The organism is Saccharothrix sp. HUAS TT1 (genome assembly GCF_040744945.1).
Lineage (GTDB): Bacteria > Actinomycetota > Actinomycetes > Mycobacteriales > Pseudonocardiaceae > Actinosynnema.
Window position 1 is genome coordinate 2624148 of sequence record NZ_CP160453.1, and the last position, 24211, is coordinate 2648358.

General features: G+C 69.7%; 31 protein-coding genes, 1 tRNA gene and 11 other RNA genes. 41 read left to right on the forward strand and 2 right to left on the reverse strand.

Annotated features, from left to right (window positions below; translation table 11 throughout):
* The first annotated feature begins 441 nt into the window (after positions 1-441).
* The 38 genes from AB0F89_RS12895 to AB0F89_RS13080 all read left to right on the forward strand — a co-directional run bounded on the left by AB0F89_RS12895 (position 442) and on the right by AB0F89_RS13080 (position 15510).
* Entirely contained in the window at positions 442-645 is a 204-nt protein-coding gene (locus AB0F89_RS12895) for a hypothetical protein (RefSeq protein ID WP_367135817.1), read from the forward strand.
* Positions 646-2010: 1365 nt separating this feature from the next.
* Positions 2011-2385 (forward strand): hypothetical protein, encoded by a 375-nt coding sequence (locus tag AB0F89_RS12900; protein ID WP_367135819.1) that lies wholly within the window; start codon positions 2011-2013, stop codon positions 2383-2385.
* Between the two features lie 88 nt (positions 2386-2473).
* Positions 2474-2896, forward strand: a complete 423-nt coding sequence (locus tag AB0F89_RS12905; RefSeq protein ID WP_367135821.1) for a hypothetical protein — start codon at positions 2474-2476, stop codon at positions 2894-2896.
* A gap of 1 nt (position 2897) precedes the next feature.
* Positions 2898-2962, forward strand: an RNA gene (locus tag AB0F89_RS12910) — hammerhead ribozyme type II.
* 12 nt (positions 2963-2974) lie between these two features.
* A complete protein-coding gene (locus AB0F89_RS12915; protein WP_367135823.1) occupies positions 2975-3562 on the forward strand; it encodes a hypothetical protein in 588 nt (195 codons plus the stop codon).
* Between the two features lie 5 nt (positions 3563-3567).
* Positions 3568-3632, forward strand: an RNA gene (locus AB0F89_RS12920) — hammerhead ribozyme type II.
* A gap of 15 nt (positions 3633-3647) precedes the next feature.
* On the forward strand, positions 3648-3842 hold the full coding sequence (locus AB0F89_RS12925) for a hypothetical protein (RefSeq protein ID WP_367135825.1): 195 nt from the start codon (positions 3648-3650) through the stop codon (positions 3840-3842).
* A gap of 5 nt (positions 3843-3847) precedes the next feature.
* Positions 3848-3913, forward strand: an RNA gene (locus tag AB0F89_RS12930) — hammerhead ribozyme type II.
* Positions 3914-3937: 24 nt separating this feature from the next.
* The gene (locus tag AB0F89_RS12935; protein WP_367135827.1) at positions 3938-4501 is read left to right on the forward strand and encodes a hypothetical protein; all 564 of its coding nucleotides are present in this window, start codon (positions 3938-3940) and stop codon (positions 4499-4501) included.
* An RNA gene (locus AB0F89_RS12940) (hammerhead ribozyme type II) lies at positions 4502-4566 on the forward strand.
* A gap of 13 nt (positions 4567-4579) precedes the next feature.
* Positions 4580-5116: a hypothetical protein gene (locus tag AB0F89_RS12945; protein ID WP_367135829.1), complete on the forward strand. Its 537-nt coding sequence runs from the start codon at positions 4580-4582 to the stop codon at positions 5114-5116.
* Position 5117: 1 nt separating this feature from the next.
* Positions 5118-5180, forward strand: an RNA gene (locus AB0F89_RS12950) — hammerhead ribozyme type II.
* Between the two features lie 19 nt (positions 5181-5199).
* Positions 5200-5958, forward strand: a complete 759-nt coding sequence (locus AB0F89_RS12955; RefSeq protein WP_367135831.1) for a hypothetical protein — start codon at positions 5200-5202, stop codon at positions 5956-5958.
* 2 nt (positions 5959-5960) lie between these two features.
* Positions 5961-6026, forward strand: an RNA gene (locus AB0F89_RS12960) — hammerhead ribozyme type II.
* Positions 6012-6173, forward strand: a complete 162-nt coding sequence (locus tag AB0F89_RS12965) for a hypothetical protein (RefSeq protein WP_367135833.1) — start codon at positions 6012-6014, stop codon at positions 6171-6173. The genes AB0F89_RS12960 and AB0F89_RS12965 overlap by 15 nt, the downstream gene beginning before the upstream one ends.
* A gap of 1 nt (position 6174) precedes the next feature.
* Positions 6175-6239: hammerhead ribozyme type II (locus tag AB0F89_RS12970), an RNA gene on the forward strand.
* A gap of 12 nt (positions 6240-6251) precedes the next feature.
* Positions 6252-6659, forward strand: a complete 408-nt coding sequence (locus AB0F89_RS12975) for a hypothetical protein (RefSeq protein WP_367135835.1) — start codon at positions 6252-6254, stop codon at positions 6657-6659.
* Between the two features lie 81 nt (positions 6660-6740).
* Entirely contained in the window at positions 6741-7130 is a 390-nt protein-coding gene (locus AB0F89_RS12980) for a hypothetical protein (protein WP_367135837.1), read from the forward strand.
* A 40-nt stretch (positions 7131-7170) separates the two neighbouring features.
* Positions 7171-7237, forward strand: an RNA gene (locus tag AB0F89_RS12985) — hammerhead ribozyme type II.
* A 15-nt stretch (positions 7238-7252) separates the two neighbouring features.
* Positions 7253-7507, forward strand: coding sequence for a hypothetical protein (locus tag AB0F89_RS12990; protein ID WP_367135839.1), 255 nt, complete (start codon positions 7253-7255; stop codon positions 7505-7507).
* Positions 7504-7797 carry a hypothetical protein gene (locus AB0F89_RS12995; protein WP_367135841.1) on the forward strand — a complete coding sequence of 98 codons (294 nt, stop codon included), beginning with the start codon at positions 7504-7506 and terminating at the stop codon, positions 7795-7797. Before AB0F89_RS12990 ends, AB0F89_RS12995 begins: the two co-directional genes overlap by 4 nt.
* A gap of 125 nt (positions 7798-7922) precedes the next feature.
* An RNA gene (locus AB0F89_RS13000) (hammerhead ribozyme type II) lies at positions 7923-7990 on the forward strand.
* 17 nt (positions 7991-8007) lie between these two features.
* Positions 8008-8919 carry a hypothetical protein gene (locus AB0F89_RS13005; protein WP_367135843.1) on the forward strand — a complete coding sequence of 304 codons (912 nt, stop codon included), beginning with the start codon at positions 8008-8010 and terminating at the stop codon, positions 8917-8919.
* Positions 8919-8983, forward strand: an RNA gene (locus tag AB0F89_RS13010) — hammerhead ribozyme type II. The genes AB0F89_RS13005 and AB0F89_RS13010 overlap by 1 nt, the downstream gene beginning before the upstream one ends.
* A 13-nt stretch (positions 8984-8996) precedes the next feature.
* A complete protein-coding gene (locus AB0F89_RS13015; RefSeq protein WP_367135845.1) occupies positions 8997-9440 on the forward strand; it encodes a hypothetical protein in 444 nt (147 codons plus the stop codon).
* Positions 9440-9504, forward strand: an RNA gene (locus AB0F89_RS13020) — hammerhead ribozyme type II. The genes AB0F89_RS13015 and AB0F89_RS13020 overlap by 1 nt, the downstream gene beginning before the upstream one ends.
* A gap of 13 nt (positions 9505-9517) precedes the next feature.
* The gene (locus AB0F89_RS13025) at positions 9518-9796 is read left to right on the forward strand and encodes a hypothetical protein (protein WP_367135847.1); all 279 of its coding nucleotides are present in this window, start codon (positions 9518-9520) and stop codon (positions 9794-9796) included.
* Complete coding sequence (locus AB0F89_RS13030) at positions 9796-10377, forward strand: dATP/dGTP diphosphohydrolase domain-containing protein (protein ID WP_367135849.1); 582 nt, start codon at positions 9796-9798, stop codon at positions 10375-10377. Before AB0F89_RS13025 ends, AB0F89_RS13030 begins: the two co-directional genes overlap by 1 nt.
* A gap of 76 nt (positions 10378-10453) precedes the next feature.
* Positions 10454-11149 carry a hypothetical protein gene (locus AB0F89_RS13035; RefSeq protein ID WP_367135851.1) on the forward strand — a complete coding sequence of 232 codons (696 nt, stop codon included), beginning with the start codon at positions 10454-10456 and terminating at the stop codon, positions 11147-11149.
* A 36-nt stretch (positions 11150-11185) separates the two neighbouring features.
* Complete coding sequence (locus AB0F89_RS13040; RefSeq protein WP_367135853.1) at positions 11186-11608, forward strand: hypothetical protein; 423 nt, start codon at positions 11186-11188, stop codon at positions 11606-11608.
* 64 nt (positions 11609-11672) lie between these two features.
* On the forward strand, positions 11673-11939 hold the full coding sequence (locus AB0F89_RS13045) for a hypothetical protein (RefSeq protein ID WP_367135855.1): 267 nt from the start codon (positions 11673-11675) through the stop codon (positions 11937-11939).
* Positions 11940-11944: 5 nt separating this feature from the next.
* Positions 11945-12130: a hypothetical protein gene (locus AB0F89_RS13050; protein ID WP_367135857.1), complete on the forward strand. Its 186-nt coding sequence runs from the start codon at positions 11945-11947 to the stop codon at positions 12128-12130.
* Positions 12127-12414: a hypothetical protein gene (locus tag AB0F89_RS13055; protein ID WP_367135859.1), complete on the forward strand. Its 288-nt coding sequence runs from the start codon at positions 12127-12129 to the stop codon at positions 12412-12414. Before AB0F89_RS13050 ends, AB0F89_RS13055 begins: the two co-directional genes overlap by 4 nt.
* Positions 12411-12851: a hypothetical protein gene (locus AB0F89_RS13060; RefSeq protein WP_367135860.1), complete on the forward strand. Its 441-nt coding sequence runs from the start codon at positions 12411-12413 to the stop codon at positions 12849-12851. Before AB0F89_RS13055 ends, AB0F89_RS13060 begins: the two co-directional genes overlap by 4 nt.
* Positions 12848-13486, forward strand: a complete 639-nt coding sequence (locus AB0F89_RS13065; protein ID WP_367135862.1) for a hypothetical protein — start codon at positions 12848-12850, stop codon at positions 13484-13486. Before AB0F89_RS13060 ends, AB0F89_RS13065 begins: the two co-directional genes overlap by 4 nt.
* A complete protein-coding gene (locus tag AB0F89_RS13070) occupies positions 13483-13860 on the forward strand; it encodes a hypothetical protein (RefSeq protein WP_367135863.1) in 378 nt (125 codons plus the stop codon). Before AB0F89_RS13065 ends, AB0F89_RS13070 begins: the two co-directional genes overlap by 4 nt.
* Before the next feature lie 79 nt (positions 13861-13939).
* Complete coding sequence (locus AB0F89_RS13075; RefSeq protein ID WP_367135865.1) at positions 13940-14122, forward strand: helix-turn-helix transcriptional regulator; 183 nt, start codon at positions 13940-13942, stop codon at positions 14120-14122.
* Positions 14119-15510, forward strand: a complete 1392-nt coding sequence (locus tag AB0F89_RS13080) for a tyrosine-type recombinase/integrase (RefSeq protein ID WP_367135867.1) — start codon at positions 14119-14121, stop codon at positions 15508-15510. The genes AB0F89_RS13075 and AB0F89_RS13080 overlap by 4 nt, the downstream gene beginning before the upstream one ends.
* 176 nt (positions 15511-15686) lie before the next feature.
* Here the strand turns inward: AB0F89_RS13080 and AB0F89_RS13085 are convergent.
* Positions 15687-15761, reverse strand: a tRNA-Arg gene (locus tag AB0F89_RS13085).
* Between the two features lie 65 nt (positions 15762-15826).
* On the opposite strand from AB0F89_RS13085, the gene AB0F89_RS13090 reads away from it, so the two are divergent.
* Both AB0F89_RS13090 and AB0F89_RS13095 read left to right on the forward strand, forming a co-directional pair.
* Positions 15827-17416, forward strand: coding sequence for an SDR family oxidoreductase (locus tag AB0F89_RS13090; protein ID WP_367135868.1), 1590 nt, complete (start codon positions 15827-15829; stop codon positions 17414-17416).
* 43 nt (positions 17417-17459) lie between these two features.
* On the forward strand, positions 17460-18368 hold the full coding sequence (locus tag AB0F89_RS13095) for a cation diffusion facilitator family transporter (RefSeq protein WP_367135870.1): 909 nt from the start codon (positions 17460-17462) through the stop codon (positions 18366-18368).
* 7 nt (positions 18369-18375) lie between these two features.
* Here the strand turns inward: AB0F89_RS13095 and AB0F89_RS13100 are convergent, their stop codons facing one another.
* Complete coding sequence (locus AB0F89_RS13100; protein ID WP_367135872.1) at positions 18376-22641, reverse strand: GH92 family glycosyl hydrolase; 4266 nt, start codon at positions 22639-22641, stop codon at positions 18376-18378.
* A gap of 178 nt (positions 22642-22819) precedes the next feature.
* Here AB0F89_RS13100 and AB0F89_RS13105 point away from each other — a divergent pair, with 178 nt between their 5' ends.
* Positions 22820-23965 (forward strand): ROK family protein, encoded by a 1146-nt coding sequence (locus tag AB0F89_RS13105; RefSeq protein WP_367138856.1) that lies wholly within the window; start codon positions 22820-22822, stop codon positions 23963-23965.
* The last annotated feature ends 246 nt before the right edge of the window (positions 23966-24211 follow it).

Sequence of the window (24211 nt, forward strand, 5' to 3'; positions counted from 1 at the left end):
AAGGGAGCCTCGACGACGTGGGCGGGGAGAGGAGGGCCCGCTGCCGACCCGAGGCGACTTGGAAGGCACAAGCGCAGGAGGCTTGTATTTGCCTAAGTGACTTCGTCTGTAGGCCCCGACAGGGGCCTAAGCCTTCAGCGCTTCGTCTTGGCGTTTCAGGCTTTCACTTATATATACGGTTTTTGATCATGGTCTTAGAACCACACTCGCTTGTGACCTGGGTCACACCTACAGGCTTGGGCGGCGGCGAAGGGCTGAGCGCCAGGTGGAAGGCTTGGGCCCCTGGCGGGGCCCGCAGCGGCGAAGGGCTGGCCTCCGCGAGGACTTCGCGCTGGGGCCCCTCCGGGGCCCACCTGGGCAACGGCGTCGAGGCTTGGCGCCTGGGCACTGGCCTGGCCCAACTCGTGGGACAACGTTGCACACCTGCTGTACCGTGAAGGCATGACGAACGAGCGCGAGTCCGCGGCGGCCGAAACCGCTCGATTCGGCGCGCTCGTGCTGGGCGCCGAGCTAGCCTCCGCAGAGGACATCCCCGCAGGTAGCCGCCTCGCAGAGCTCTCCCGCCGCCGCCGAGAGCTGGAGGCCGCCGGAGTGCCAAACGACGAGATTCGCGACGCCCAGGTGCGGGCTGCCAGGCGTAGCTGACCGCCACTGAGCTGCGGCGACACGGTGAGCGAGCTCCGCTCGCAAGCTTGCGAACGACTTTGGAACCGTGGCGGAATCTCAGCCGCTAAGACATGGCGGTACCCCTCCTGGCTCGCGAGGGGTCATACCCCCAGGGGGTACGCGGGTCGCTCGGCATGGTGTATGATCGCGCGCCCGTTGCGCGGTTCCCTTTCACCGCAGAGCACGCGGCACGGGCACGGCAGGCAGCGACCAGCGAGCGAGCGACCAGCGCGAGGCAGGCAGCGAGCACGCGACAGAGCGTGAGCCAGGTCACAACGCGAGGGCAGGCCACCGGGCGCACCTGGCAAGGTCCGCATGGTGTGGATCTTGAAGTCCCGAAATGTCCGATTTGAACCCCCCTTTGACCAGCCAAAACGTCTGAGAGCGCCTCTCACGACCGGGGGTGTGTGGCTGTACCGGACTGACCGGAAATCGCCTCTACGGCCAAACCAGGGCCCTATACGGCCATGCGCTGGAATATCTGCCAACGTTGCCCACAAAGGGCCCAAAACCAGGGCTGACCAGCAAAAACAGGTTCGATTTGACGTGGTGTGCAACGTTGGCCTAGTGTTCTCGCTGTCAGAACGAACCGGCCCTCACCAGGGGGAACGAAGTTCCGGCGCAGGTCCTTTGAAAACCGAATGCGCAACTTGCACACGTGGCGAACCTTTGCTAAGGTTCTTCACAGCAAGAGCCGATAGCGACCGCCCAGCGGGAACGATCGGAACGCGCACCCAAGCGGCACAACGGGCAACCGTTGTGAAGCTGCCGGACTACCTACGCAACGGGCGCAAGGGGAAAGGCGGTTGTCCTGCAAGGATGTGCGTACCGAACGGGATAGCACGGACGGGTAGCGGGAGGCAGCACAGAGCGGAAGCAAAATCGCCGAGTGTGTAACTTGCGCAGACGGGTCGGACCTGCTAAGGTTTGACACAGAGCGAGAGAGCAAGGCAAGGCGGGACCGGATACTGGTCGCTAGCAATAGCTGCTAAGTCCGGAGTAGCCCCCAAAAACCTGTTCTTTGAGAAATAAATAGCGTGTAACCGGAATGCGTCACTGCATACGGGCAGCCCGTTAGCCCCCTTCGGGGGCACGTGGAAGGGCCAGCCGAAACGCCGGGGAAGTGTGCGGACGACCATCGCACGCGGAGCCCCCGTAGGAATGGTGACGCAGCGACATCGTGGCCTGAATTGAACGCATGGCGGGCAGGGGGTGACCTCTGCCCGCACTTCAAGCCCAGCGTGTGTAACGTTGGCAGCCTGTCGCTTCCGTCGAATTTGGACGGCGTGCTTCGGAAGCAGCGGCGGGCGCTCGGTTCCTGATCACTGACCAGAGGAGTGAACCGTGTTCCGACTGTTCGAGGTGTCCCCGGAGCTGTACCGCGACGCGCTTGCCGTGGCACGGGACCAGTCCGACCGGATCGCGGCGGCTACCTCCAAGCCGGAGGAGATGCCCGAGGACGCCGTGTACTACCTCGCCGACGACCTGACCAGTGGGTTCGGTGTGTCGGCCGACGCCGAGCTGATCGGCCTGTTCAGCACCACCAAAGGGCGCGGCAAGGAGTTGGTGACCGAAGCGATCACCGCCGGTGCCGTGCGCCTCGACTGCTTCGACGGCTTCCTGCCGGAGTTCTACGAGACCTTCGGGTTCCGGGAGACCCACCGGGAGGCGAACTGGACGCCCGGAGAGCCGGACGTCGTCTTCATGGCCCTGGTGTGAAACGTTGGCGAAACAGGGGGTGACCCCTGTCCACGGGGCTGGCATCCCCGTGCCGATGAGCCTGCCCATCCCGAAAGGACTGTCGGCCATGACCCTGGCGCTTGTCGACGCCATCCGTCCGACTCCTCTGCGCTACTTCGAGTTCGATCAGAACAACGCTGGCGGTCGGTACTGGTTCGACGCCGAGCGCGGGATCTCCGTGCGGGTGTTCATCCAGGCCGCCTCCGCGGTGGAGGCGAACCGGCGCGCACTGGCGATCGGGATCAACTTCGACGATCAGTGCAAGAGCTGCTGCGGCTACCGGTGGTGGGAGCTGGGGTCCGACGCTCCCGGTCGCGACCGGCCCGAGGTCTACGGCGTGCCCGTGGAGGACTACGTCCCCGACCGCCCCCGGCGGGAGATCAAGGGACCGCACGTCTACGTGCACCGCCTCGACGGCTCGATCGAGGGCTACGGCGTGCCCCGTCAGGCGGCGCTCGGCGCCCAGCGAACGAGAGCCCTGCCCCGGTAACCGGCGAAACGGGGGGAGACCTCCGTCCCCTGGGCTGGCATCCCAGGGCTGATGAGCCTGCCGAACGAAGGGAAATCCATGAGCACCACCGATGGCGCACTGTCCGCAGAGGCGGAAGCGGAGCACGTCCGCATGGCGGAGATGCTGTGCAAGACCCTGCGCGAGCTGAACATGGCGCACGACTCGGTGAACGGGTTCTACGCCTCGGACAACTCGCACCAGGCGAACGCCAAGGGGTGGCGTGCCCTGAAGCCGTACGCGGCGGTGCAGCACGCGCTCCGGGTCTCCCTGCTGGAGCTGTGCGGGGGGAACGAAGAACAGGCGGAGTGGATCGACTACCAACTGTGCGACAACGGGGAAGACGTCGCCTACAACCTGGCCGAGATGCGCAAGGAGTGGGCCTTCCGCGAGGAGATGGCGCTCGTCCGCAAGGCCGACGACCTGCTGATCGCCCTCGAAAACGCACAGAGGGGCGCGGACCCGGACGAGCTCCTGGTCTTCACCCTCCAGAAAGAGCTCACGGACGCGGTGCGTCCCCTGGTCGGCAACGACGACGACCGGGCGGCCCGGCTCGTGAGAGAGGCGCAGGAAAAGCGCTGGTACATCTCCGACTTCGAGCTGGACGAGCTGCGGAAGCAGTGGGCCCAAGAGGACGCCCAGGTGTGAAACGTTGGCGAAACAGGGGGAGACCCCTGTCCGCAGGGCTGGCATCCCTGCGCTGATGAGCCTGCCGAGTTACGGGGGAATCGCAGTGGAGCTGAAGACCTGGCAAGTCGTGGGCGCGTTCGTGGCGTCCCTCCTGGTCGCGGTAGCCGTGGCGGTCGGCTTGGTGCTGGTCGTCTACGCCTACTCCCCAGCGACCGCAACGGGAGTGCTGTGCAAGGGCGGCATGACCGTCACCGAATCCGAGGGCTGGAGCTACGCAGCCTGCGTGCATCGGCGCTGAGCGACTGGCGAAACCGTCCGCCCGGACGGTCCGCGGGATTGGCATTCCCGCGCTGAGGATGCCTGCCAATTCAGCAATCGAGAGGTGTATTTGCCATGCCCGGAATCACCGACGTCCCCCTGGTGCGGGAAATCCTCGGGGGCGACCTGTTCAAGGCGATGGGCACTGCATTCGACCGGATCGAGTGGGCAGAGGACGAGATCCAGCGCGCGATGCGCCGGAACCCGGCGGAAGCGGACCTGCTCTACCACAGCTTCGAGCTCCTGAAGGCGACGCACGACCGAATGGACTCGGAGAGGGTGTTCCGGGCCCACTGCCGCGAGTTGCTCCAGCGCGTGGTCAACCGGGAGGACACCCGACCGGGGACTGCTGCGGAGGTGTGCTGCATCGCCTCGGACGCAAGCAAGGTGACCCCGCTCAACACCAGCGCGGCCGGTCTCTACTTCCGCATGTGGCAGAAGGCGTTCCCGGACCTCGTCCCCGCGATCGAGAGCGACCTCCCGCACTACGAAGCGCTGAAGGGGTCGCAGATCGACGACCTGGAGGCGGAATCCCGCCGGAAGCTCGCGGTCGCGGAGCGCGTCCTGGGCGAAATCGAGTGCGGCGGTTGGCACAACGGCGACCGCGTGCAGTGCAAGTACGTCGGCGACACCGACTGACGGCGAAACAGGGGGAGACCCCTGTCCGCAGGGCTGGCATCCCTGCGCTGATGAGCCTGCCGAGACGAGGGGAATCGAATGGACGCAAGGGCCAAGGCGCGGCGAGGTCTCCTCGACCAGCACGCCGCCCTCGTGGACTGGGCGCGGGAGTACCGCCGGATGGGCATCCGCGACGGGGTTCACCGCGCGCTGCAACTCGCAGCCCAGATCCGGATCTCCCTCCTGGAGGAGTGGACGACCGACCAGATGATCGCCGGTCGCGGCCTGGGCGCCCACCCGTGGGACTGCACGTGCGGCGTCTGCTTCCGGGCCTACGTCCAGACCGTCTGGGAAGGGCCCAGCGGGTACGCACCGCTGATCTACCGGGACTGGCTCGACGCCACCCTGGCCGAACGGCGCGAGGTCCGGCTCGAAGCGGAGATGCGGAGAAGACCGCGCTACACGGTCGGGCGCGTTCCGATGGGGCGCGGGTGGGGTGTCTACGACAACCGCCCCGATCCCGTCTTCCCCGACGACGAGAACGCCCCGCCCGAGTACCGGCACTGGCACTCCACGGACTACGGCTGGCGCGGCGAAGCGCAGGGGGTCGCGGACCGCCTGAACGCCCGGAGCTAACTGGCGAAACCCCCTGGCGGGGGTCCGCAGGGCTGGCATCCCTGCGCTGATGAGCCTGCCAATTCACCCGCGAGGGGAACCCCATGAGTACTGAGGTTGCGATCTGGCACGCCTACTCCCCGGAGCAGTACGCCAAGACGGTGGAGCTGTGGGGGCGCCTGCTGGACAGCCACCGGATCAGCCTGACCGAGGACCGGTACAACCGCGGCCTGGAGAAGGTCGAGCCGGAGCACCTGTACGCGCTGGTCATGAGCGACGGCGCCGCGACGCGCGACTACGACGCCGTGACCGTGATCGTGGCCTCGCACTCCGACTACCACGGCGACGAGTACGACGCCGTGAACGTGGGCGAGCTGATCGACACGCACGGCCTGAACGAGAACGAGCTGTCCAAGGGGTACCGGGCGGCGTGGGTCCAGCTCGGAGAGCTCCCGACCGTCACCGACGACCCGATCGACGTGGGCATCGAGAGACTGGAGGCCCTGGTCAAGCTGGTCGAGGCGTTGACCCAGGGCGACGTCGTGTGCCTCAACGACGAGGCGCTGGAGGAGTACCGCCAGGACCGGATCGCGGCGGCGTGGAGCGACTTCTACGCCCGTGAGGTGTCCCACGAGCTGGAGCACCTCACCGGCTACAACGCGGACGACCTCGGGTTCACCGACGACCAGGTCCGGGACATCTACCTCGGGTTCGAGGACAACGACTGGCAGTTCAGCGACTCGAACACCGTCACCAACCACGCCCACGAGGACACGGTCGACCACGTGATCGACACCATCCGCGACGCCTGGCGCGCGGTCGCGGTCGACCCCGAGCAGACCTCCCTGCCCATCGCCTCCTGATCCGGCGAAACCGTCCACACCGGACGGTCCCGAGGGCTGGCATCCCTCGGCTGATGAGCCTGCCAACGAGGACGGACGACATGGACGACTACGAGGACGAAACCGCGACGTGCCGCACGGACGGATGCGACGGCGACCCGGACGACGGCGAGGGCTACGACGGGTTCTGCGGCAACTGCGCCGATTGCCTGGAGGCAGAGGGCCACTGGGGCTGACTGGCGAAACCGCCGTGCTGGGCGGTCCCGAGGGCTGGCATCCCTCGGCTGATGAGCCTGCCAACGAGGAGGGACCACATGAGCGAGACGCCCAAGCCCAAGGGGCTCGGCCTGGATTTCTACCGCTCCGCGCGAGGCGGGGACTACACGCTCGGCGGGATCTCCGGGCGCTTCGACCAGTGCGTGCTGATCGGCATCATCAACCACACCAGCGCGCGACTCACGGGCCAGCCCCCCGCACCGCAGCCGCTACCCAAGCTCAGCCAGGTCGTCGAGCCGAGGCCCGACGCTCCGGCGGTCTACCTGGTGATGGGCAAGCACGGCCCGAACGACCGGTTCATCATCCCGGCCGACCAGGAGACGTGGCAGCCGGACACCCGCTGGTGGATGCACGGGGGCAACTTCGCGGACACCACCGACTCCCGGTTCGACGCCCTGCTTCCGGGCGGGTTCGCGGTCCGCGTCCACGACCGCCACGAGGGCTGAACGCACGGCGAAACCCCCTGTCGGGGGTCCTGGGGGCTGGCATCCCCCGGCTGACGAGCCTGCCGAGAACAGGGGAACACCATGCAGGACAACGAGTTCGACCGCAACGTGATCACCGACGAGAACGTGGACGAGATCATGGACACGGCCGGATACGGCATCACCTACTGGGCCACCAGCCCGACCGAGGGGCAGCTCGCGAAGGCGCCCGAGGACACCTCGTTCGTGATCGTGGAGGACGAGGAGGACGGGAGCGGCGAGGTCCACTACCTGACCCGCGACCACATCCGCGACGCCTTCCTGAAGATCCTCGGGCCCGAGCAGACGCTCGTGAACGACAGAGTGCAGGGCTACCTCCTCGCCGCCTGGCGGGACCGCGACGGCGAGGGCATCGACACGACCCACGTCGACAGCGACGCGGCCGACTGCATCGTGCAGGTCGCCGCCTTCGGACGACTGGTCTACGGCTGATGCTCCCGACCCTCCAGGACCAGTGGTTCTTCAGATGACCCGGCGAAACCGCCCCCCGCGGGGCGGTCCCGAGGGCTGGCATCCCTCGGCTGACGAGCCTGCCGAACGAGAGGAGAGCGGCCATGCGCAAGCGGCTGCTGTGGAGAATCCCGGCCCTCGCCTTCGCGGCGAGCCTGGCCGTGGCGAGCGTGGCGACCGTCCCGTGGGGCGAGCCGCAGGAGGACGACCCCAACTGGAACTGCCGCACGATGGGCAACCACGACTGCGGCTTCCCCGACCCCGACGACACCGGCGTCGTGATCCTCGTGCACTTCGACGAGCGCGGCGAGCCGGTCAGCGTCCGCAAGCGCGTCCTGCCCGGCCAGGTGCAGCGATGACCGCCCCGGCCGAGGTCGCCAAGGCGGCGCCCGTGCCCGAGCGGGTCGGCACGTACCGAGTGGTCGCGCATTACGACTTCCTGGGCCTGGGGGAGCGCATCCTCCTGCTGGCGAAGCCCAGCGGCCTGGGCCTGGACTACGCGACCGGTTCCGTGTCGGTGTTCGCCGACACCCCGACCTACTGGTTCGGGAGCAAGGACTTCAACGGCATCTCGACGGAGGTCAACCTCCGCAACGCGACTCGCGACTTCTTCCAGCGCATCCACGGGCGCATCGCCGCGGCCGGTTGATCTACGGCGAAACCCCGCGAGGGGTACGGCGGGCTGGCATCCCGCCGCCGACGAGCCTGCCGCCGAGCGAGAGGAGAGCCAGCAATGCAGCCGATCAGGCAGCACCAGTGGCACCCGTTATGACCAGGCGAAACCGCCCCCTTTGGGGGTGGTCCGCAGGGCTGGCATCCCTGCGCTGATGAGCCTGCCGTGAGCAAGGGGGAACGACCCATGACGACCACAGAGCTGCTCACCCCGGCCTACCGGGTGCGGATCGAGCGGGACGACGACGCCGAGAACCCGCGCCTGACCTTCGAGCAGACGTCGCACGTGATCACGGTCGACGCCAACAGGTCCATCCCGGTCGACGAGGACTTCGGCCCGCTGGCCGACCAGTGGCGCAGCCTGGAGGAGCGGTACGCCAGGGGCCGCGCGATGGCGATCTTCGTCAGGTACGCGCAGGCCGTGCACGGGGCGACCGTGCTGCTCGACACCGCGCACTACGACGGGGCCCGCGCGATCTGGTACCTGCTGCCCGAGGACGTGAACCTCGCCTACGCCCCCGAGGGACTCCAGGCGTACGCGATGAAGATCCTGGAGGCCGAGCGCACCGAGTACCGCGCGTGGGCCCGCGGCGAGGTGCTCAAATACGTGATCGAGCGCCTGGTCACCTGGAGCAGCCCCGAACTGGGCACCACCCGGCAGACGTGGGAGCTGGTCGAGGAGCACGGGGGCTACGAGTCCGAGGCCGAGGCCGAACGTGAGGCGCAGCAAGCGATCGACGCGCTGACCACCGAGCCCGAGGACGGCGGCGACGACGAGAGCGACGCTCCCAGCCCGCGCGTGGCGCAGGTGCCCGAGAAGGTGTGGCAGGCCGTCGTCGCCGGGCCCGGCCACCTGAAGAACATCGTCGAGGCGACGAGCTCCGATCAGCCGGACTGGAACGTGACGACGCTGGTCGGCGACGTCGTCATCACCGTGACCGAGACGGTGCGCGCGGTCGACGACGAGCGCCTGGCCGCCACGCTCCGAGAGATGCGCAACGAGACCCCGGCCCGCCCGTGGGAGGGCGGCTGGAACAGCGCGCTCGACGCCCTCCTGAAGACGGTGGAGACGCGCATCCGGGAGCGCAAGCGCAGATGAGGCGAAACCCGGCTGACGCCGGGTCCGCGGGGCTGGCATCCCCGCGCTGACGAGCCTGCCGAGACGAGGGGAACAAGATGACCAAGGCCAGTGAGGCGAGGGGCAACTTCGGCGGCCTGTGCTACACGCCGGGCTGCCCGGAGACCGACGCGATGGGGTCCTCGATCTACCACGCGGGCAACGACCGCAACCGGTGCAACGGGTGCCTCGACGCGATCAGCGTCCTGATCCCGGCCATTCCGCAGGAGGCATGGCGCCTGCGGCTGGTGAACGACGAGGCGATGAGCGCCTACGTGCGCCACGTCGTCACGCTGCCCTACAAAGGGCTGCGCGAGCGCGCGGCGCCCCTGCTGGAGCGCAAGGAGCGCGCGTACCAGGACTTCGCACGCCTGGCGCGTGTGGCGGGGGACGGAGCGCTTGTGCGCGACCTCGTTGCGCGCATCGTCGAGGTGCCGCACCTGGTGATCGACTCGACGATCACGAACTTCTGGGTCCGCCACTTCAACGAGTCGACGAGATGAGGCGAAACCCGGCGCGAGCCGGGTCCGGTGGGGTGGCATCCCACCGCTGACGAGCCTGCCATGAGGAGGAGTGCCTAGTGCAGACCATCCAGGACCGCTTCCAGCAGTTCCACGTGGACAACCCCGACGTCTACGAGACGCTGGAGCGCCTCGCGGCCGAGTGGTTCGAGGCGGGCAAGCGCAAGCTTGGGGTGAAGATGCTCTGGGAGACGATGCGGTGGGAGCGCAGCAAGCTCGCGGCCCCCGGCACGTTCGCCCTGAACGACGTCTACACCTCGCGCTACGCACGCCTGCTGGTGCAGCGTCACCCCGAGTGGGCGCCGTACATCGAGCTGCGCGAGCTGCGGGCCGCCTGATGGAGTTGACCGAGCCGTGGCCGAACCTCTTCAGCGTCGGCCAGCCTGTCAAGGTCATCGGTGGCATGTTCCAGGGTGACCGCGGCAAGGTCGCCGATCCGCCCGAGGTGTACCGCATCGACCGTGCGGACGGCTGGCGCTTGCGCGTCGAGCTGCCGGACGGCAGGTTCATCACGCCGCTGATCGGACACGTCCGTCAGGACGACGATCCGCTCACGCCCACGCCGCTGAAGCGCGGCGAGGAGGTCCGCGTGGTATCGGAGACCGGCGGGGCGAAGGGCAAGAAGCTGGCCTCCCTGGGCAGCCTCGACCCGAAGGCCCTGCTCGTGCTGGCTGAGGCGTCCGGCTTCGGCGCGGCGAAGTACGACCAGCACAACTTCCTCCGCGGCTACGCCTGGAGCCTGAGCTTCGACGCCGCGCAGCGCCACCTGCTGGCCTTCTGGGCGGGCGAGGAACTCGATCCCGAGAGCGGTCTGCCGCACGTAGCGCACGCCGCCTGGCACTGTCTGGCGATGCTGAGCTTCCAGCTCCGCGACATCGGCACCGACGACCGCTTCGACTCACCCGAGCGGTCGGCGTGATTTTCAAGTTCGACAAGGTTGCACACGCCCGACGTGGTGTGTAACGTTGGCAGTACCGGAACGAAGGAGCTCGGCAGTGACCGTCTACAACACCCTCATCGGCAAGGTCCACGGTACCTCAGTGCAGACCGGTGACCTCGACCTCGGCGGCGGAACGCTCGTCCTGTCCAAGGCGCCGACGCCATCCACCGCGCCCACGGAGTTCGACAGCGGGGACGCGGTCGTGCTGGCCGAGCACCCCGATGCCGAGGTCTTCACGATCACCGGACTGGTTCAGCACCCCGCGTTCGACGGCAACCGCTACCTCGCCGTGGGCGAGGGTGGCGCCCCCGTGCTGCTGGACCCGGCCAAGATCAAGGCCGCGCCCGTCGACCCCGATCCGACCTTCGCCGTGGGCGACCGGGTCCGCGTGATGACCAACGAGGTCCCCGGCACGGCGCCGCGCGGCTCGATCGGCACGGTGCGCGAGGTCGAGCAGGGGTTCGTCTACGTGCGCCTCGACCACTCGGGGATTCTCTTCCCCCTCCGCGCCAAGGAGTTGGTCGCGCTGATCGACGCGCCCGCGTACCGCAAGGTGGCCGACCTCGCCGACCTGGCCGCGCTGCGGCCCGGCACGGTGATCGTGAACGAGGTCAGCAACCAGGTCTTCGTCAAGGACGGAGCCGGGACCTGGCGACAGCCCGGCTGGCCCGGCCCCTACAGCATCGAGGCCGCGGAGGAGATCGCCGAAGGACTCCTCGTCGTCTACGTTCCGCCCACTTCGCGTGGCTGAGTGTGTAACGTTGGCGAAGGCGGGGGGTGACGTCCTGTGAAGATCACCCCCCGCAAGGACGAGGTCGCGGCTGTCGTTCAGCTCCTGGAGAGCGACGGCTACGACTCGGCGGAGGCGCTCGCCAAGGACGTGATCAAGAGGGTCGCCGAGCTGTTCGGCGACCGCGAGTTCTACGCCTGGGTCCACCGCTTCGGCCCCGGTCAGCTTCAACTGGCCTGGGGCCCGCTGACCAGCGACTCCGAAGTGCTGAAGCTCGCCAAGAAGGCGAGCCTGGGCGGCGAGTCGATGTCCCTGAAGCTCTACAGCACCAACGGCCTTCTCGCCCGCATCGCGGAAGGCAACATCGCCCCAACCGAACACTGCACGGATTGCGGCCATCCCCACGGCGCGCACGAGCACCCGAAGTTCGGCGGTAGGTGCGCCATCCGGCGCTGTACCTGCAAGCAAGACCGCAAGTGAATCCCCCACGTCTCCACCTGTCCGCGTGTGCAACGTTGGCAGTTCTCCCCCTGGATGTGACCTTGTGAGCAACATCAAGACCGTCGCCCACGTGTGGTGCGACACCTGCGGCAAGCGCGGCTTCGAAGACGAACACGACGCGGAGAAGGCTCTGGGGAGGGCCCGCGCCCGTCGTGAGCGCAACGCCGACCGCATCAACCCCGCCTCGCGGCGAGGGATGAAGCGGGAGAACAGGTACTACGAGTGCTCGGAGGGCCTGCTCCACCTCACGGAGCAGTCCCGCCGCGTGCACCACCAGCACACCGCGCGCCGCTGGGGGGCGGTCGCGTGAGCTGCATGACCTGCGTGAACCGCCGAGCGGTGGTGACCTCCGAGGCCGCCAACCTCCGCCGTCTCGCCCGCATGGCCGCCCGCAACGAGACCCGGCGCAACGTCGAGCTCGTGATCGCCGCCAAGGCAAAGGTCGAGGACGCCAAGAGCGTGCTCACCCAGCACGAGGCGTACTGCGAGGTGGCCGCGTGAGCGTCGCTCTCGAAGCCGCCCTGGAGGCGATCCGGGGCGCGGTCTACGAGGAGAACGAGCGCGGCGGCGAGGCCCGCGGCATCGTGCAGGCGATCGGCCGCCTGGTCGGCGTCGACCTCGGCAAGGACCCGCTCGACGGCAACGTGTGGAGCCCGGCGAACATGCGCCGCGTCGTGACCGCGGTCGACGCGCTGCGCCGCCAGAACGCTCAGCTCCGCGGCCTGCCGCCCGGCGGCTTCGCGCCGCGTCCGGCCTGCGTCGCGTACGGCGAGCGCGGCTGGTGATTGTCCACCGATGCAAGGGGTGCCGGGCGGCCTGGCTGTCGCCCGGCATCGACGAAGACGGCTGGTACGAGTCCATCCGGTGCACCTGCCCGGTGGGCTCCGAGCCTGAGTTCGAGGTGCTGGCCGAGGTGCAGCCCCCGACGTCCGTGCGGTGCACGTGCCCGGCGGGCTCCAGGCGAGCCCTCCACCACTTCCGGCGGTGCCCCGTAGCTCTGCCGGAGAACGATCCCCGGTACCTCAACCCCTTCATGGCGGGCATGTTCGCCGCCCGCATGGCCCTGGTGCGGCACGGCTGGAAGCACGCCGAGCCGCTGAGCATCCAGGAGGCCGTCACGGTCATCGACCGCGAACGCCTCCAGTCCGTCGCCCTCCTGATCAACCAGCACGCGGACACTCCCTCGTCCGCGTCGTCGCCGAAGGACGGTCCCACCCAGTGACCAACGCCATCGCCCCCCAGCTCGCGCCCGAGACCGACATCCTGATCGTCGGCTTCACCGAGGAGCGCCGCGCCTACCCCCAGTTCCGGCACTGGCAGGTCTACGCCGCCTCGGCGCCGCTGACGATGATGCTGAGCGGGCGTCGCTTCCGCCGCGCCTACTTCACGGACGGCGCGCAGCGCATGAAGGGCTTCGACCGGCTCGCCGACACCCTGCACGACCGGGTGGCGAAGGGCGAGGCGGACATGATCGTGCACGTCTCGGCCTACGAGCGGCTGACCGCGGCGGACGAGGCCGACCGCGCCGCGCGGCACGCCGCTCCGGCGCACGAGCTGGACCTGCTGATCACGGGCGAGCGCGACAACCCCGCGGACTACCCGCAGTTCGAGCGCGGCCAGATCGTGCGGGCCATGCAGGCGAACAGGTCCCTGCACGGCCGTCACCTCCGCCGCGTCTACTTCACGCCGGACGCCGCGCGCTCCGTGCTGTTCGCCCAGACGCGCTCGACCCTGGAGTACCAGGTGGCGCGCGGGACCGCCGAGCTGATCGCCCCGATCGAGGACTACGGGCGGCTGGCCGAGGCGGACGCGGCGCTGGTGCGCGGCCTGAACCAGGCTCGGGCGTTCCAGGCGTGACGTACCCCAAGCTCGCGGAGCTCATCAAGGCCGACCCGCGCGAGGAGAAGCTCCCGCGCTGGGCACGCAACAAGATGGAGGGCCTGCGTCGCGCGGTCAGTCTCGCGGCCCTCGACGTCGTGGCGGCCGACCAGCGCGCGGACGAGGCGCGGCTCGCCACCCGGCCCGAGGACTCGGACGCCGTGCTCGACCCGTACGCCGAGATCCCGATCGGCCTGGGCACAGGGCGGCGGGTCCGGTTCCGGCCGAACGCCCCGGACGACGGCTACATCGACGTCTGGGTGGAGCACGGCGAAGTCCAGGTGATGGCCCACCGCCGCATGGCCGTGCTGCCCCAGTCGTCGAACGTGGCGCGGATCGTCTCCAGCCTGTGAGGCGCTGAACGAAGGCGGGGCGCTCCACTCAGGGGCGTCCCGCCCCCATTCCCTGAAATCGAATCGGAGAATTGCCCCCTTGAACCCTCGCCGCCTCACCGTTGCTGACGTGTGTGCCGACCTCGAAATCTCCCGGTCCACCTTCTACGACTGGCGCGCGAAGAAGCGCGGCCCGAAGTGCATCCGCCTGCCGAATGGCGAGCTGCGAATCCGGGTCGCGGATTACGAACGGTGGCTGGAAGAACTGGAGGAATCGGCATGACGGACGACACGAGCTACGACGTCCAGGTTTTCGCGCTCGACCCCTACATCCACAAGGGGAGCAAGAAGGTCACCTACTGGGTCCGCTGGCGGGTGATCAAAAAGCGCTTCAAGCAGAAGTACGCGACCAAGGCGCTCGCGGAAGGGTTCCGGTCCGAGCTGCTCTCCGCGGCCCGCAAGGGCGAGGCGTTCCGGACCTTCGACGGTCTGCCCGTGTCGATGGCGCGGCAGTCCGACGAGATGAGCTGGTACGAGTTCGCCTGCGCGTTCGTCGACATGAAGTGGCCGCACGTCGCGGCGACCACCCGGCGGACGCACGCCGAGGCGTTGACCAGGGCCACCCCGGCGATGTTCTCCTCGACGAAGGGGAAGCCGGACGACGCGCTGATCAGGTCCGCGCTGACCCGCTGGGGGTTCAACACCGCCCGCCGGGCCGACGCGCCCGAGGACGTGCGCCGGGCGCTGAAGTGGGTCGCGGCGAACACCCTGCCGGTGACCGCGCTGCGCGACCCGCAGGTGCTCCGGCCCCTGCTCGACCGGCTCGCGGTCAAGCTCGACGGCAAGCCCGCGGCGCCGAGCGTCGTGTCCCGCCAGCGCAAGATCCTCGGCACGGCGATGGAGTACGCCGTGGAGCGCAAGCTCCTCGACTCCAACCCCATCCCGGCCCTGAAGTGGATCGCGCCGCGGAAGACGGTCCAGGCGATCGACCAGCGCCGCGTCGCCAACCCGGCGCAGGTGCGCGACCTCCTGGACGCTGTGCGCGTGCAGCAGCGCAGCGGCCCGCGCCTGGTGGCGTTCTTCGGCTGCCTCTACTACGCCGGGATGCGCCCGGAGGAGGCCGTCGCGCTGTCCAAGCACCAGCTCTCCCTGCCCGAGGAGGGCTGGGGAGAGATCCACCTGGAGACCGCCCGCCCTCACGCCGGACGCGAGTGGACCGACAGCGGGAAGAACCGGGACGAGCGCCAGCTCAAACAGCGGGACGCGGGCACGATCCGCCCGGTCCCCAGCCCGCCCGAGCTGACCGAGCTGCTGCACCGCCACATGCGGGTCTACGGCACGGCCAGGGACGGGCGGCTGTTCCGCGGCGAGCGCAACGACGACGAGCTGCCCAAGCTGACGATCCTGCGGGCGTGGCGCAAGGCGAGGGAGAAGGCGTTGCCGCCCGAGCTGGCGGCCACGGACCTGGCCGCCTCGCCCTACGACCTGCGCCACGCGGGCGTGTCGCTGTGGCTCAGCTCCGGCGTGCCGCCGAAGCAGGTCGCCGAGTGGGCAGGGCACTCGCTGGAGGTGCTGTTCCGGATCTACGCCCACGTGCTCAGCGGCTCCAACGACGCCATCCGCGCGCTGGTCGAGGCGGGGTTGAAGGGGGCTTCGGGCGACTCAGAGTGACGTGATCGACGTCACCTGCGACGGGGCCCGATCCGCCCCGTTGATCAAGGTCGGCGGGATCTCGTCGGCACACCATCGGCACAGGCAGCCGCAAACGGCCGGTTTTGGCCGGACACAGCCGGACAAGCAAAAAGCCCGCTGGGCAGCATTCGTGCTGCTCAGCGGGCTTTTTTGCGTGGTGCCCCCGGCAGGATTCGAACCTGCGCTCCCGCCTCCGGAGGGCGGTGCTCTATCCCCTGAGCTACGGGGGCCGCAGCTACGGGGAGAAGCTTAGCGCACGGGGGCGAGGGGGTTTCACCGGGCCTACCCTCGGAGCATGGAGGCGGTGTGGCGTAGCGGGGCCGGGGTGGATGACCTGCGGATTTGGGGGAAGGTGGAGGGAGTCGAGGGGGCGGCGACCGTGGTGCTGGTGCACGGGTTCCCCGACACCTCGCAGCTGTGGGACGGGGTGGTCCGCAGGCTGGGGGAGAGGTTCCGGGTCGTCCGGTACGACGTGAGGGGCGCCGGGAGGTCGGGGGAGCCCGGCGGTGCCGAGGGGTACGCGCTGGAGCGGTTGGTCGAGGACCTGGCCACCGTGGTGCGACAGGTGGGTGGGCCGGTTCACCTCGTCGGGCACGACTGGGGGTCGGTGCAGGGGTGGGCGGCGGTGGTGGAGCGGCCCGAGTTGTTCCTGTCGTTCACCAGCATCTCGGGGCCGGATCTGGGGCACCTGGCGGATTGGGTGAGGCGCAATCGCTTGCGGCCGTTGAAGGTGCTCAACGTGCTCCGCCGGTCGTGGTACGTCGCCGGGTTCAAGGTTCCGGGGGTGGCGGAGGTGGTGTGGAGCGTCCCCGCGATCCGGGAGCGGTTGGGCGCGGGGCGGCGGGAGTTGGTCAACGGGTTGGGGCTGTACCGGGCGAACGTGGGCCGGGGACGTCCGCCGAAGGCGGTCCGGGTGAGGGTTCACCAGGTCGAGCTGGCCAAGGACCCCTTCGTGGTCCGGCAGCACCTGGAGGCGGCCGAGCCGTGGGTGGACGACCTGACCCGCAGCACGCTGCACGCCGGGCACTGGGCGCCGCGCACGCACCCGGAACAGGTCGCGCGGCACATCGAGGACGCCATCGACGGACGGCGGCGGAAGCGGTTGGTGGTCATCACGGGTGCGGGCAGCGGGATCGGGCGGGCCACCGCGCGGAAGTTCGCGGAGCAGGGCGCCGAAGTGGTCGTGGTCGACGTGGACGCGGCGTCGGCCCGGGAGGTGGCGGCGGAGGTGGGCGGGCACGCGTACCGGCTCGACGTGGCCGACGGGCAGGCGGTCGAGAGGGTCGCGGCGGAGATCGGCGCGCGGCACGGGGTTCCGGACGTCGTGGTGGCCAACGCGGGCATCGGGGTGGTCGGGTCGTTCCTCCGCACGTCCGAGGAGGACTGGCGGCGGGTGGTCGACGTCAACCTCTGGGGCGTCGTCCACACCTTCAGGGCCTTCGCGTCGCACATGGTCGACCGGGCCGAGGGCGGTCACCTGGTCGTCACGTCCTCCGCGGCGGGCTACCTGCCGAACGCCGCGATGCCGGCCTACTCCACGACGAAGGCCGCCGTCCTCATGCTCGCCCAGTGCCTGGACGCCGAGCTGCGCGAGCACGGCGTCCGCGTCACCGCCATCTGCCCCGGCATCGTGCGCACGAACATCGCCCACTCCTTCACGTTCTCCGGCGCGACCGCGGCCGAGCAGGACGAACGGCGTCGGCGCGCCGCCGGCACGGCACGTCGACGCGGCTTCGGGCCCGAGCGGGTGGCGGCCGAGGTGCTGGACGCGGTGGACCGGGGCAGGGTCGTGGTGCCCGTCACCGCGGAGGCCAAGGCGGTGCACCTGCTCAACCGGCTCGCGCCGGGGCTGGTCCGCCGGTTGGGACGGTTGTGGCGCGCCTGACAGTCGAGTTGAACTCATGCGCATGTGACTATATGTTCTGCCCATGGGTCACGGACACGGCCACGGCGTTGCGACGGGTGGCGCCAAGCACCTCGGTCGGCTCTGGGTCGCCTTCGGCATCGGGGCGGCGTTCATGGCCGTCGAGTTCGTCGTCGGCGTCACCACCGGCTCGCTGGCCCTGATCTCCGACGCCGCCCACATGCTCACCGACGTCCTGGGCGTCGGCATGGCGCTGGCGGCCATCGCGCTCGCCCGCCGCGCGAAGACGGGCGGCAGCCGCACGTTCGGCCTCTACCGGGCCGAGGTGCTGGCCGCCCTGGCCAACGCCGTGCTGCTGTTCGGCGTGGCCGGCTACGTCGTCCACGAAGCCATTGGGCGGTTCAGCGACCCGCCGGAGGTGCCCGGCCTGCCGGTCGTCCTGGCCGCCACCGCGGGCCTGGTCGCCAACGTCGTCTCGTTCTTCGTGCTGCGGGACGGCGCGAAGGAGAACATCAACGTCCGCGGCGCGTACCTGGAGGTCCTGGCCGACCTGATCGGCTCGGTCGGCGTGCTCGTCAGCGGCCTGGTGACGCTGGTCTTCGGCTGGCGCCACGCCGACCCCGTCATGGGTGTCGCGATCGGCCTGTTCGTCCTGCCCCGCACCTACAAGCTGGCCGCGAGCGCGCTGCGCATCCTCTTCCAGCACGCCCCGGAACGCCTGGACGTCGCCGCCGTGCAGGCCGACCTGAGCCGCCTGCCCGGCGTCGCCGAGGCGCACGACCTGCACGTCTGGACGCTCACCTCGGGCATGGAGGTCGCCTCCGCCCACCTCACGACCCGCGACGACGTCGACCCGGCCGAGGTGCTGCACGCCGCGCAGGCGCTGCTGGCCCAGCGGTACCACATCGAGCACGCGACGCTGCAGGTCGAACCAGGAGATTCCGCGCGCAGGTGCCGCGAAATCTCCTGGTGACCAGCACCTACAGCTTGGCGCACTGACCCGTCCTGGGCCCGCGCACCTCGTTCGCCCAACCGTTGTCCACCGGCGCCGGGTCGCTGCCCGAGCAGGACATCGGCCCGCTGACGGTGTTGCCGGCGACGACCGTGCCGCCCTTGTTGTCCACCAGCCGCACGGGCCCGCCGACGGTCACCCGCTCCAGTGACACCTGACCGGACGTCCCGGTGACGCTCACCGGTCCGCCGACCGACGTGCCCACCAGCACGACCGCCGCCGCGCCGGTCGCCGACACCGGACCGCTCACCGACCCGCCGAACACGTACAGCGACGCGCCGGCCGCGACCGTCACCGGCCCGGTCACCGAAGCGCCGTCCACGCACGTCACGCCCGACTGCACGCGCAACGGCCCGGCGTGCTCGCCGGTCACCGACGCCGAGCACGTCACGAACGGCTTGGCCAGCAGCTCGAACTCGGCCAGCGTCGCCTCACCGGGGAACTCCAGCCGGTAGTGCTGGTAGTGACCCGGTCGGGCGATCTCGAACGCCCTGGTCTGCTGCCGCCACGGGAACGCCTCGCCGGACCGCTCGTCCACGGTCGCCCACGCCTGCCCGTCGTACGAGCCCTTCAGCACCCACGACGCCGGGTCGCCACCCGCCTTGCCGGACGTGAGCGTGTAGAACGTGGCGCTCTCCTTGTTCGTCGGCACGTCGACCTGCAACCACGACAGCGCCCCGGACGTCTGCGACGTGTTGTCCACCAGCGCGGCCGGCGCGCCGGTCACCGTGCCCAGCGACGTCACGTCGCGCAGCGGCGCGGGAGCCGACGTCCCCGTGGTCAGCGACGGCGGCGCGGCGTCCGCACCGGTCGCCCACCGGGACGGCTCGGACCCCATCACGAAGTCCAGCACCCCGCCGTCGGCGATCTCCGCGTGCGGCAGGTGCGACTTGTCCCACGCCTTGCCGTTGACCTTCAACGACTGCACGTAGACGTTCTCCGCCGAGTTCCCGGGCGCGTTGATCACCAGCGTGCGCCCGTTGTCCAGGTGCACGGTCATCTTCTTGAACAGCGGCGACCCGATCGCGTACGAGTCGTTGCCCATCTGCAGCGGGTAGAAGCCCATGGCGCTGAACAGCCACCACGCCGACTGCTCGCCGTTGTCCTCGTCACCGGGGTAGCCCTGGCCGATCTCGCTGCCCAGGTACAGCCGGGACAGGATCTCGCGCACCTTCTCCTGCGTCTTCCACGGCTGACCGGCGTAGTCGTACATGTAGGCGATGTGGTGCGAGACCTGGTTGGAGTGCCCGAGCTGACCCATCCGCACGTCGCGCGCCTCGGTCATCTCGTGGATCACGCCGCCGTACGAGCCGACGAACTTCGCCGTCTCCGGCGTCGCGAAGAACTCGTCCAGCTTGGACGCGAGCCCGTCCTTGCCGCCGTAGAGGTTGGCCAGGCCCTGCCCGTCGTGCGGCACCGAGAACGCCATGTTCCAGCCGTTGGTCTCGGTGTAGTCGTGACCCCACTCGCGCGGGTCGTACTCGTCGGTGGGCGCGCGCCACGTGCCGTCCGGGTCGCGGCCCTGGAAGAAGCCGGTCGACGGGTCGAACATGTGGACGTAGTTCTGCGCGCGGTTGGTGAAGTACTCGTACGACGCCCGGTACTGCGGGTCGCCGGTCTTCTCGAACAGCGCCTGCGCCATGTTGGCGATGCCGTAGTCGTTGACGTAGCCCTCGATCGCCCACGACATGCCCTCGCCGGTGGCGGTGGACGTGTAGCCGGTGAAGATCGACGTGTCGAGGCCCTTGCGGCCGACGCCCGCGTTCGGCGGCGCGACCGTCGCGTTCTTCACCGCCGCCTCGTAGGCGGCCTTCGCGTCGGGCAGCTCGACGCCCTTGACGAACGCGTCCGCGAACGCCACGTCGGAGCTGGTGCCGGTCATCAGGTTCGCGTAGCCGGGCGACGACCAGCGCGAGATCCACCCGCCGTCGCGGTACTGCTGCACGAAGCCGTCCGCCAGCTCGGCCGCCTTGCCCGGCGTCAGCAGGCTGTACGCGGGCCAGGTGGTCCGGTAGGTGTCCCAGAACCCGTTGTTGACGTAGACCTTGCCGTCGACCACCTTCGCGCCGGTCCGCGTCGGCGTGCTCGCGCCCGCGGCCTGCACGGGCGACGCGTACTGGTACTTCGGCGCGTCGGCGGTGCCGGTGTTCTCGAAGCCGGAGTTCGGGTACAGGTAGAGCCGGTACAGGTTGGAGTACAGCGTGGTCAGCTGGTCCTCCGAGGCGCCTTCGACCTCGACCATGCCGAGCACGTCGTCCCACGCCCGCTGCGCGCGGTCCCGCACCGAGTCGAACGTGTCCGAGGCGGACACCTCCAGCTCCAGGTTCCGCTTCGCCTGGTCGACGCCCAGCAGCGACGTCGCGATCCGCATCGTCACGGTCTTGTCGGCGGACGTGTCGAACCGGAAGTAACCGGCCACGTCGTCCCGGCCCGCGCCGGTGAGCCGGCCGCTCGCCGTCACCGGCTTGTCCACCACGCCGTAGACGAACAGCCGGGTCGCGCCGGTCGACAGGCCGCTCTTGACGTCGGAGAAGCCGGTCACCACGCCGGACGCCGGGTCCAGCGTGAGCCCGCCGCTGTTGTTGACGTTGTCGAACACCAGGTTCGACGTGTCGTCCACGAACGTGAAGCGGAACAGCGCGGCGTGGTCGGTCGGCGCGATCTCGGTGCGCATCCCGTTCTCGAACCGCACGCCGTAGTAGTGCGCCCGGGCCGTCTCGTTCTCGTGCTTGAACGGCAGCGCGCGCACGGCCCGGTCGGCCGTCGGCGCGCCCGTGCCGGGCATCACCTGGAACGTCTGCCGGTCGCCCATCCACGGGCTGGGCTCGTGGCTCGCGGTGAACGCCTGCAGCGTGGGCAGGTTGTCCCGGTTGTTGTTCTTCGCGTACTCGTAGAGCCAGCTGATCGAACCCGCGTTGGTCATCGGGGACCAGAAGTTGAAGCCGTGCGGCACCGCGGTGGCCGGGATGTTGTTGCCCCGGGAGAACGAGCCGCTGGAGTTCGTGCCGCGGGTGGTCAGCACCCAGTCCGACGGGCGGGCGCGCTCGACGACGGCCGGGGCGGGCTTCACCGCGATGTCGTCCACCCAGCCGTTGAACCCGGCCGGTCCCTCGGGGTTGTCGTAGGCGAGCAGGACGCGCTTGATCGTCTTGCCCGCGGCCACCGCGCCGACGACCGACGCGACCCGGTTCCACTGGTTGGTGTACAGCGACTTCGCCGCGCCCTGGCCGCGCGGCGACAGCTCGAACCCGTGCTGGTCGCGCGCGCCGAGGTCGCTGAGGTAGGTGCCGTCGGCGAACGCGAGGTCCAGCGACACGAACGTGGCCGGGTAGTTCAGGTCGTCCGCGGTGAACGACGGGAAGATCAAGTAGGACAGCTCGGTGGTCGCGGTGACCGGGATGTCGACGTCGAAGACCTTGTTGTACGAGTACCCGCGGCCGTCGGCCACGTGCGTCCCCTGGTACCGCAACGCCTTCACGCCGGTGAAGCCCGCGCCCGCCTTGGCGTTGTACCCGCCGTTGGCGCCCTTGCCCACGGTCGTGCGCATGTTCTGCGCCGGCGGGGTGGTGGAGCCGTCGGAGAACTGCACCTCGGCGAGCTGGACGAGGTTGACGCCGCCCGCGTTCGCGGTGATGTCGAGCTGGTAGTGCTTGAACGCCGCGGTGTTGGCGGTGTCGTAGGTCTTGGTCTGGAACCGCTCGGCGAACACCTCGCCGGCGCGGGCGTCGACCGGGGTCCACGTCGTGCCGTCGTTGGAGCCGCGCAGCGCCCAGTCCCTCGGGTCGCGCTCGGGCGCGTCGTTGGCCGACGTCATGGCGTAGCGCTGGACCGCGACCGGTTCGGCGAAGGTGAACCGGGCCCAGCCGGTGGACGTGAAGGTGAGCCACTTCGAGGACCCGTTGGCGTCGACCAGGTTCCCCGCGACCTCGCCGGCCGCCGAGTTCTCCGAGTTGGCCACCACGTCGACCACCCGGTCGGTGACGTTGCCGGGGATGCTGGTGGAGTCCGAGCCGTTGACGCCCGACGTCCTCGGCGTGCCGTCCGGGCCCGTCTCCACGGTGCTCGTCCAGTCCGGCTGCGGCTGCCCGTCCTCGAAGGACGTGGCGAAGAGCGGATCGCTCACGGTTGGCTCCCCCGGTGCGGCGGTCGCGGACGACCAGCCTCCCACGCCTCCCACCGCCAGTGCGATGGTCGAGACCACCACGAGTGATCTCCTGCCCCGCATGTGCCCCATTGCGCACGCCTTTCGCCCATACCGACCCGATCCTTAGCGAAGCAAAGGGGCACCTGACATCGTTGTCAAGTACGGTCGCCCATCTTGTCCGCAAGCCTGTCCGAATGCTGCTCCAACCGATCTACACTCACTCGCTGTGACGGCCCGGAACACGCCCCAGGTGGGCACCCCCGCGGGGATGCGCGTGCTCAACCAGCGCGCGGTGCTCGACCGGCTGCGGTCGGGCGGCCCGGCGACCAGGCCGCAGGTCGCCCGGGACACCGGCCTGTCCAAGCCGACGGTGGGCCAGGCGCTGCTCGACCTGGAGCAGCACGGCCTGGTGCGGCCCATCGGCCGGACCACGGCGGGTCCGGGCCGGTCGGCGATGGTCTACGAGCCGAACCCGGCGGCCGGGCACGTGCTGGGCGTCGACATCGGCAGGCAGCGCATCCGGGTGGCGGTGGCCGACCTGGCCGGCTCGGTCATCGCGCGGGTGGACGAGCGCAACCGGTGCCGCTCGGCGACGGCGCTGGTCCGCACGGTGCGGGAGCTGGCCGAGCGGACCGCGGCCGACGCGGGCCTGTCGCTGGCCGACCTGGTGGTGAAGGTGGTGGGCACGCCCGGCGTGCCGGACCCGCGCGACCGGACCCTGCACCACGCGCCGAACCTGCCCGGCTGGGAGCGGCCCGGCCTGCTGGACGACCTGGAGGCCGCGCTGGGCGCGGGCCTGGTGGTGGAGAACGACGCGAACCTGGCCGCGGTGGGCGAGCAGGCGCACGGGGTGGCGCGGGGCGCCGACGTGTTCGTGTGCGTCACCGTGGGCACCGGGATCGGCATGGGGATCGTGCTGGACGGCCGGTTGTTCCGCGGCGCGCACGGCGCGGCGGGCGAGGTCGGCTACCTGCCCTACACCGGTCAGTCCGAAGAGGACGGGCGGCAGCGGGGCCAGGTGGAGGCCGCCGCGGCGGCGGAGTCCGTGGTGGCGCTGGCGAAGCAGCGCGGCCTGGTGGCGCGGTCGGCGCGCGAGGTGTTCGCGGCGGCGAAGGCCGGTGACGAGCGGGCGCTGCTGGCGGTGCGGGACGAGGCGGAGCGGCTGGCGTTCGTGGTGGCCTCGGTGGTGGCGGTGATCGACCCGGAGCTGGTGGTGCTGGCCGGTGGCATCGGCAGCAACGCCGACCTGCTGCACGAGCCGATCGAGGCCGCGCTGCGCCGGATGACGCCGTTGGCGCCGCGGATCGCGGCGGGGGAGCTGGGTGACGGCGCGGTGCTCAGCGGCGCGGTGGAGATCGGGTTGCGGTCGGCGCGGGAGCTGGTGTTCGACCGCCGCGGTGCTGTGACTCTCTGAGAGTAGTCGAGTGGCCCTCACCTGGTGATTCACTCGAAAGATGTAGGAGCTAACTCACCAGTAATGACGTAGCGTGACCGTACCTCCTCCTGGAGGGTGTTGTTCCTTCCGTTATTAGAAGGGGAGTCGAAAGGGGAGTACGGGGGACGTGGTCCCCTTTCGACCGTGCCACGGGGCAGGTGCCGCGCCCGCCAAACACCTGCCCCGTGCACAACGGCTTTCAGGACGAGGTTCGGGCGCTCAGGA

Coding starts and splice junctions, on each gene's coding strand:
- AB0F89_RS12895 (WP_367135817.1), top strand. CDS start 442: ATGACGAACGAGCGCGAGTCCGCGGCGGCCGAAACCGCTCGATTCGGC.
- AB0F89_RS12905 (WP_367135821.1), top strand. CDS start 2,474: ATGACCCTGGCGCTTGTCGACGCCATCCGTCCGACTCCTCTGCGCTAC.
- AB0F89_RS12915 (WP_367135823.1), top strand. CDS start 2,975: ATGAGCACCACCGATGGCGCACTGTCCGCAGAGGCGGAAGCGGAGCAC.
- AB0F89_RS12935 (WP_367135827.1), top strand. CDS start 3,938: ATGCCCGGAATCACCGACGTCCCCCTGGTGCGGGAAATCCTCGGGGGC.
- AB0F89_RS12945 (WP_367135829.1), top strand. CDS start 4,580: ATGGACGCAAGGGCCAAGGCGCGGCGAGGTCTCCTCGACCAGCACGCC.
- AB0F89_RS12955 (WP_367135831.1), top strand. CDS start 5,200: ATGAGTACTGAGGTTGCGATCTGGCACGCCTACTCCCCGGAGCAGTAC.
- AB0F89_RS12965 (WP_367135833.1), top strand. CDS start 6,012: ATGAGCCTGCCAACGAGGACGGACGACATGGACGACTACGAGGACGAA.
- AB0F89_RS12975 (WP_367135835.1), top strand. CDS start 6,252: ATGAGCGAGACGCCCAAGCCCAAGGGGCTCGGCCTGGATTTCTACCGC.
- AB0F89_RS12980 (WP_367135837.1), top strand. CDS start 6,741: ATGCAGGACAACGAGTTCGACCGCAACGTGATCACCGACGAGAACGTG.
- AB0F89_RS12990 (WP_367135839.1), top strand. CDS start 7,253: ATGCGCAAGCGGCTGCTGTGGAGAATCCCGGCCCTCGCCTTCGCGGCG.
- AB0F89_RS12995 (WP_367135841.1), top strand. CDS start 7,504: ATGACCGCCCCGGCCGAGGTCGCCAAGGCGGCGCCCGTGCCCGAGCGG.
- AB0F89_RS13005 (WP_367135843.1), top strand. CDS start 8,008: ATGACGACCACAGAGCTGCTCACCCCGGCCTACCGGGTGCGGATCGAG.
- AB0F89_RS13015 (WP_367135845.1), top strand. CDS start 8,997: ATGACCAAGGCCAGTGAGGCGAGGGGCAACTTCGGCGGCCTGTGCTAC.
- AB0F89_RS13030 (WP_367135849.1), top strand. CDS start 9,796: ATGGAGTTGACCGAGCCGTGGCCGAACCTCTTCAGCGTCGGCCAGCCT.
- AB0F89_RS13050 (WP_367135857.1), top strand. CDS start 11,945: ATGACCTGCGTGAACCGCCGAGCGGTGGTGACCTCCGAGGCCGCCAAC.
- AB0F89_RS13080 (WP_367135867.1), top strand. CDS start 14,119: ATGACGGACGACACGAGCTACGACGTCCAGGTTTTCGCGCTCGACCCC.
- AB0F89_RS13090 (WP_367135868.1), top strand. CDS start 15,827: ATGGAGGCGGTGTGGCGTAGCGGGGCCGGGGTGGATGACCTGCGGATT.
- AB0F89_RS13095 (WP_367135870.1), top strand. CDS start 17,460: ATGGGTCACGGACACGGCCACGGCGTTGCGACGGGTGGCGCCAAGCAC.
- AB0F89_RS13100 (WP_367135872.1), bottom strand. CDS start 22,641: ATGGGGCACATGCGGGGCAGGAGATCACTCGTGGTGGTCTCGACCATC.
- AB0F89_RS13105 (WP_367138856.1), top strand. CDS start 22,820: ATGCGCGTGCTCAACCAGCGCGCGGTGCTCGACCGGCTGCGGTCGGGC.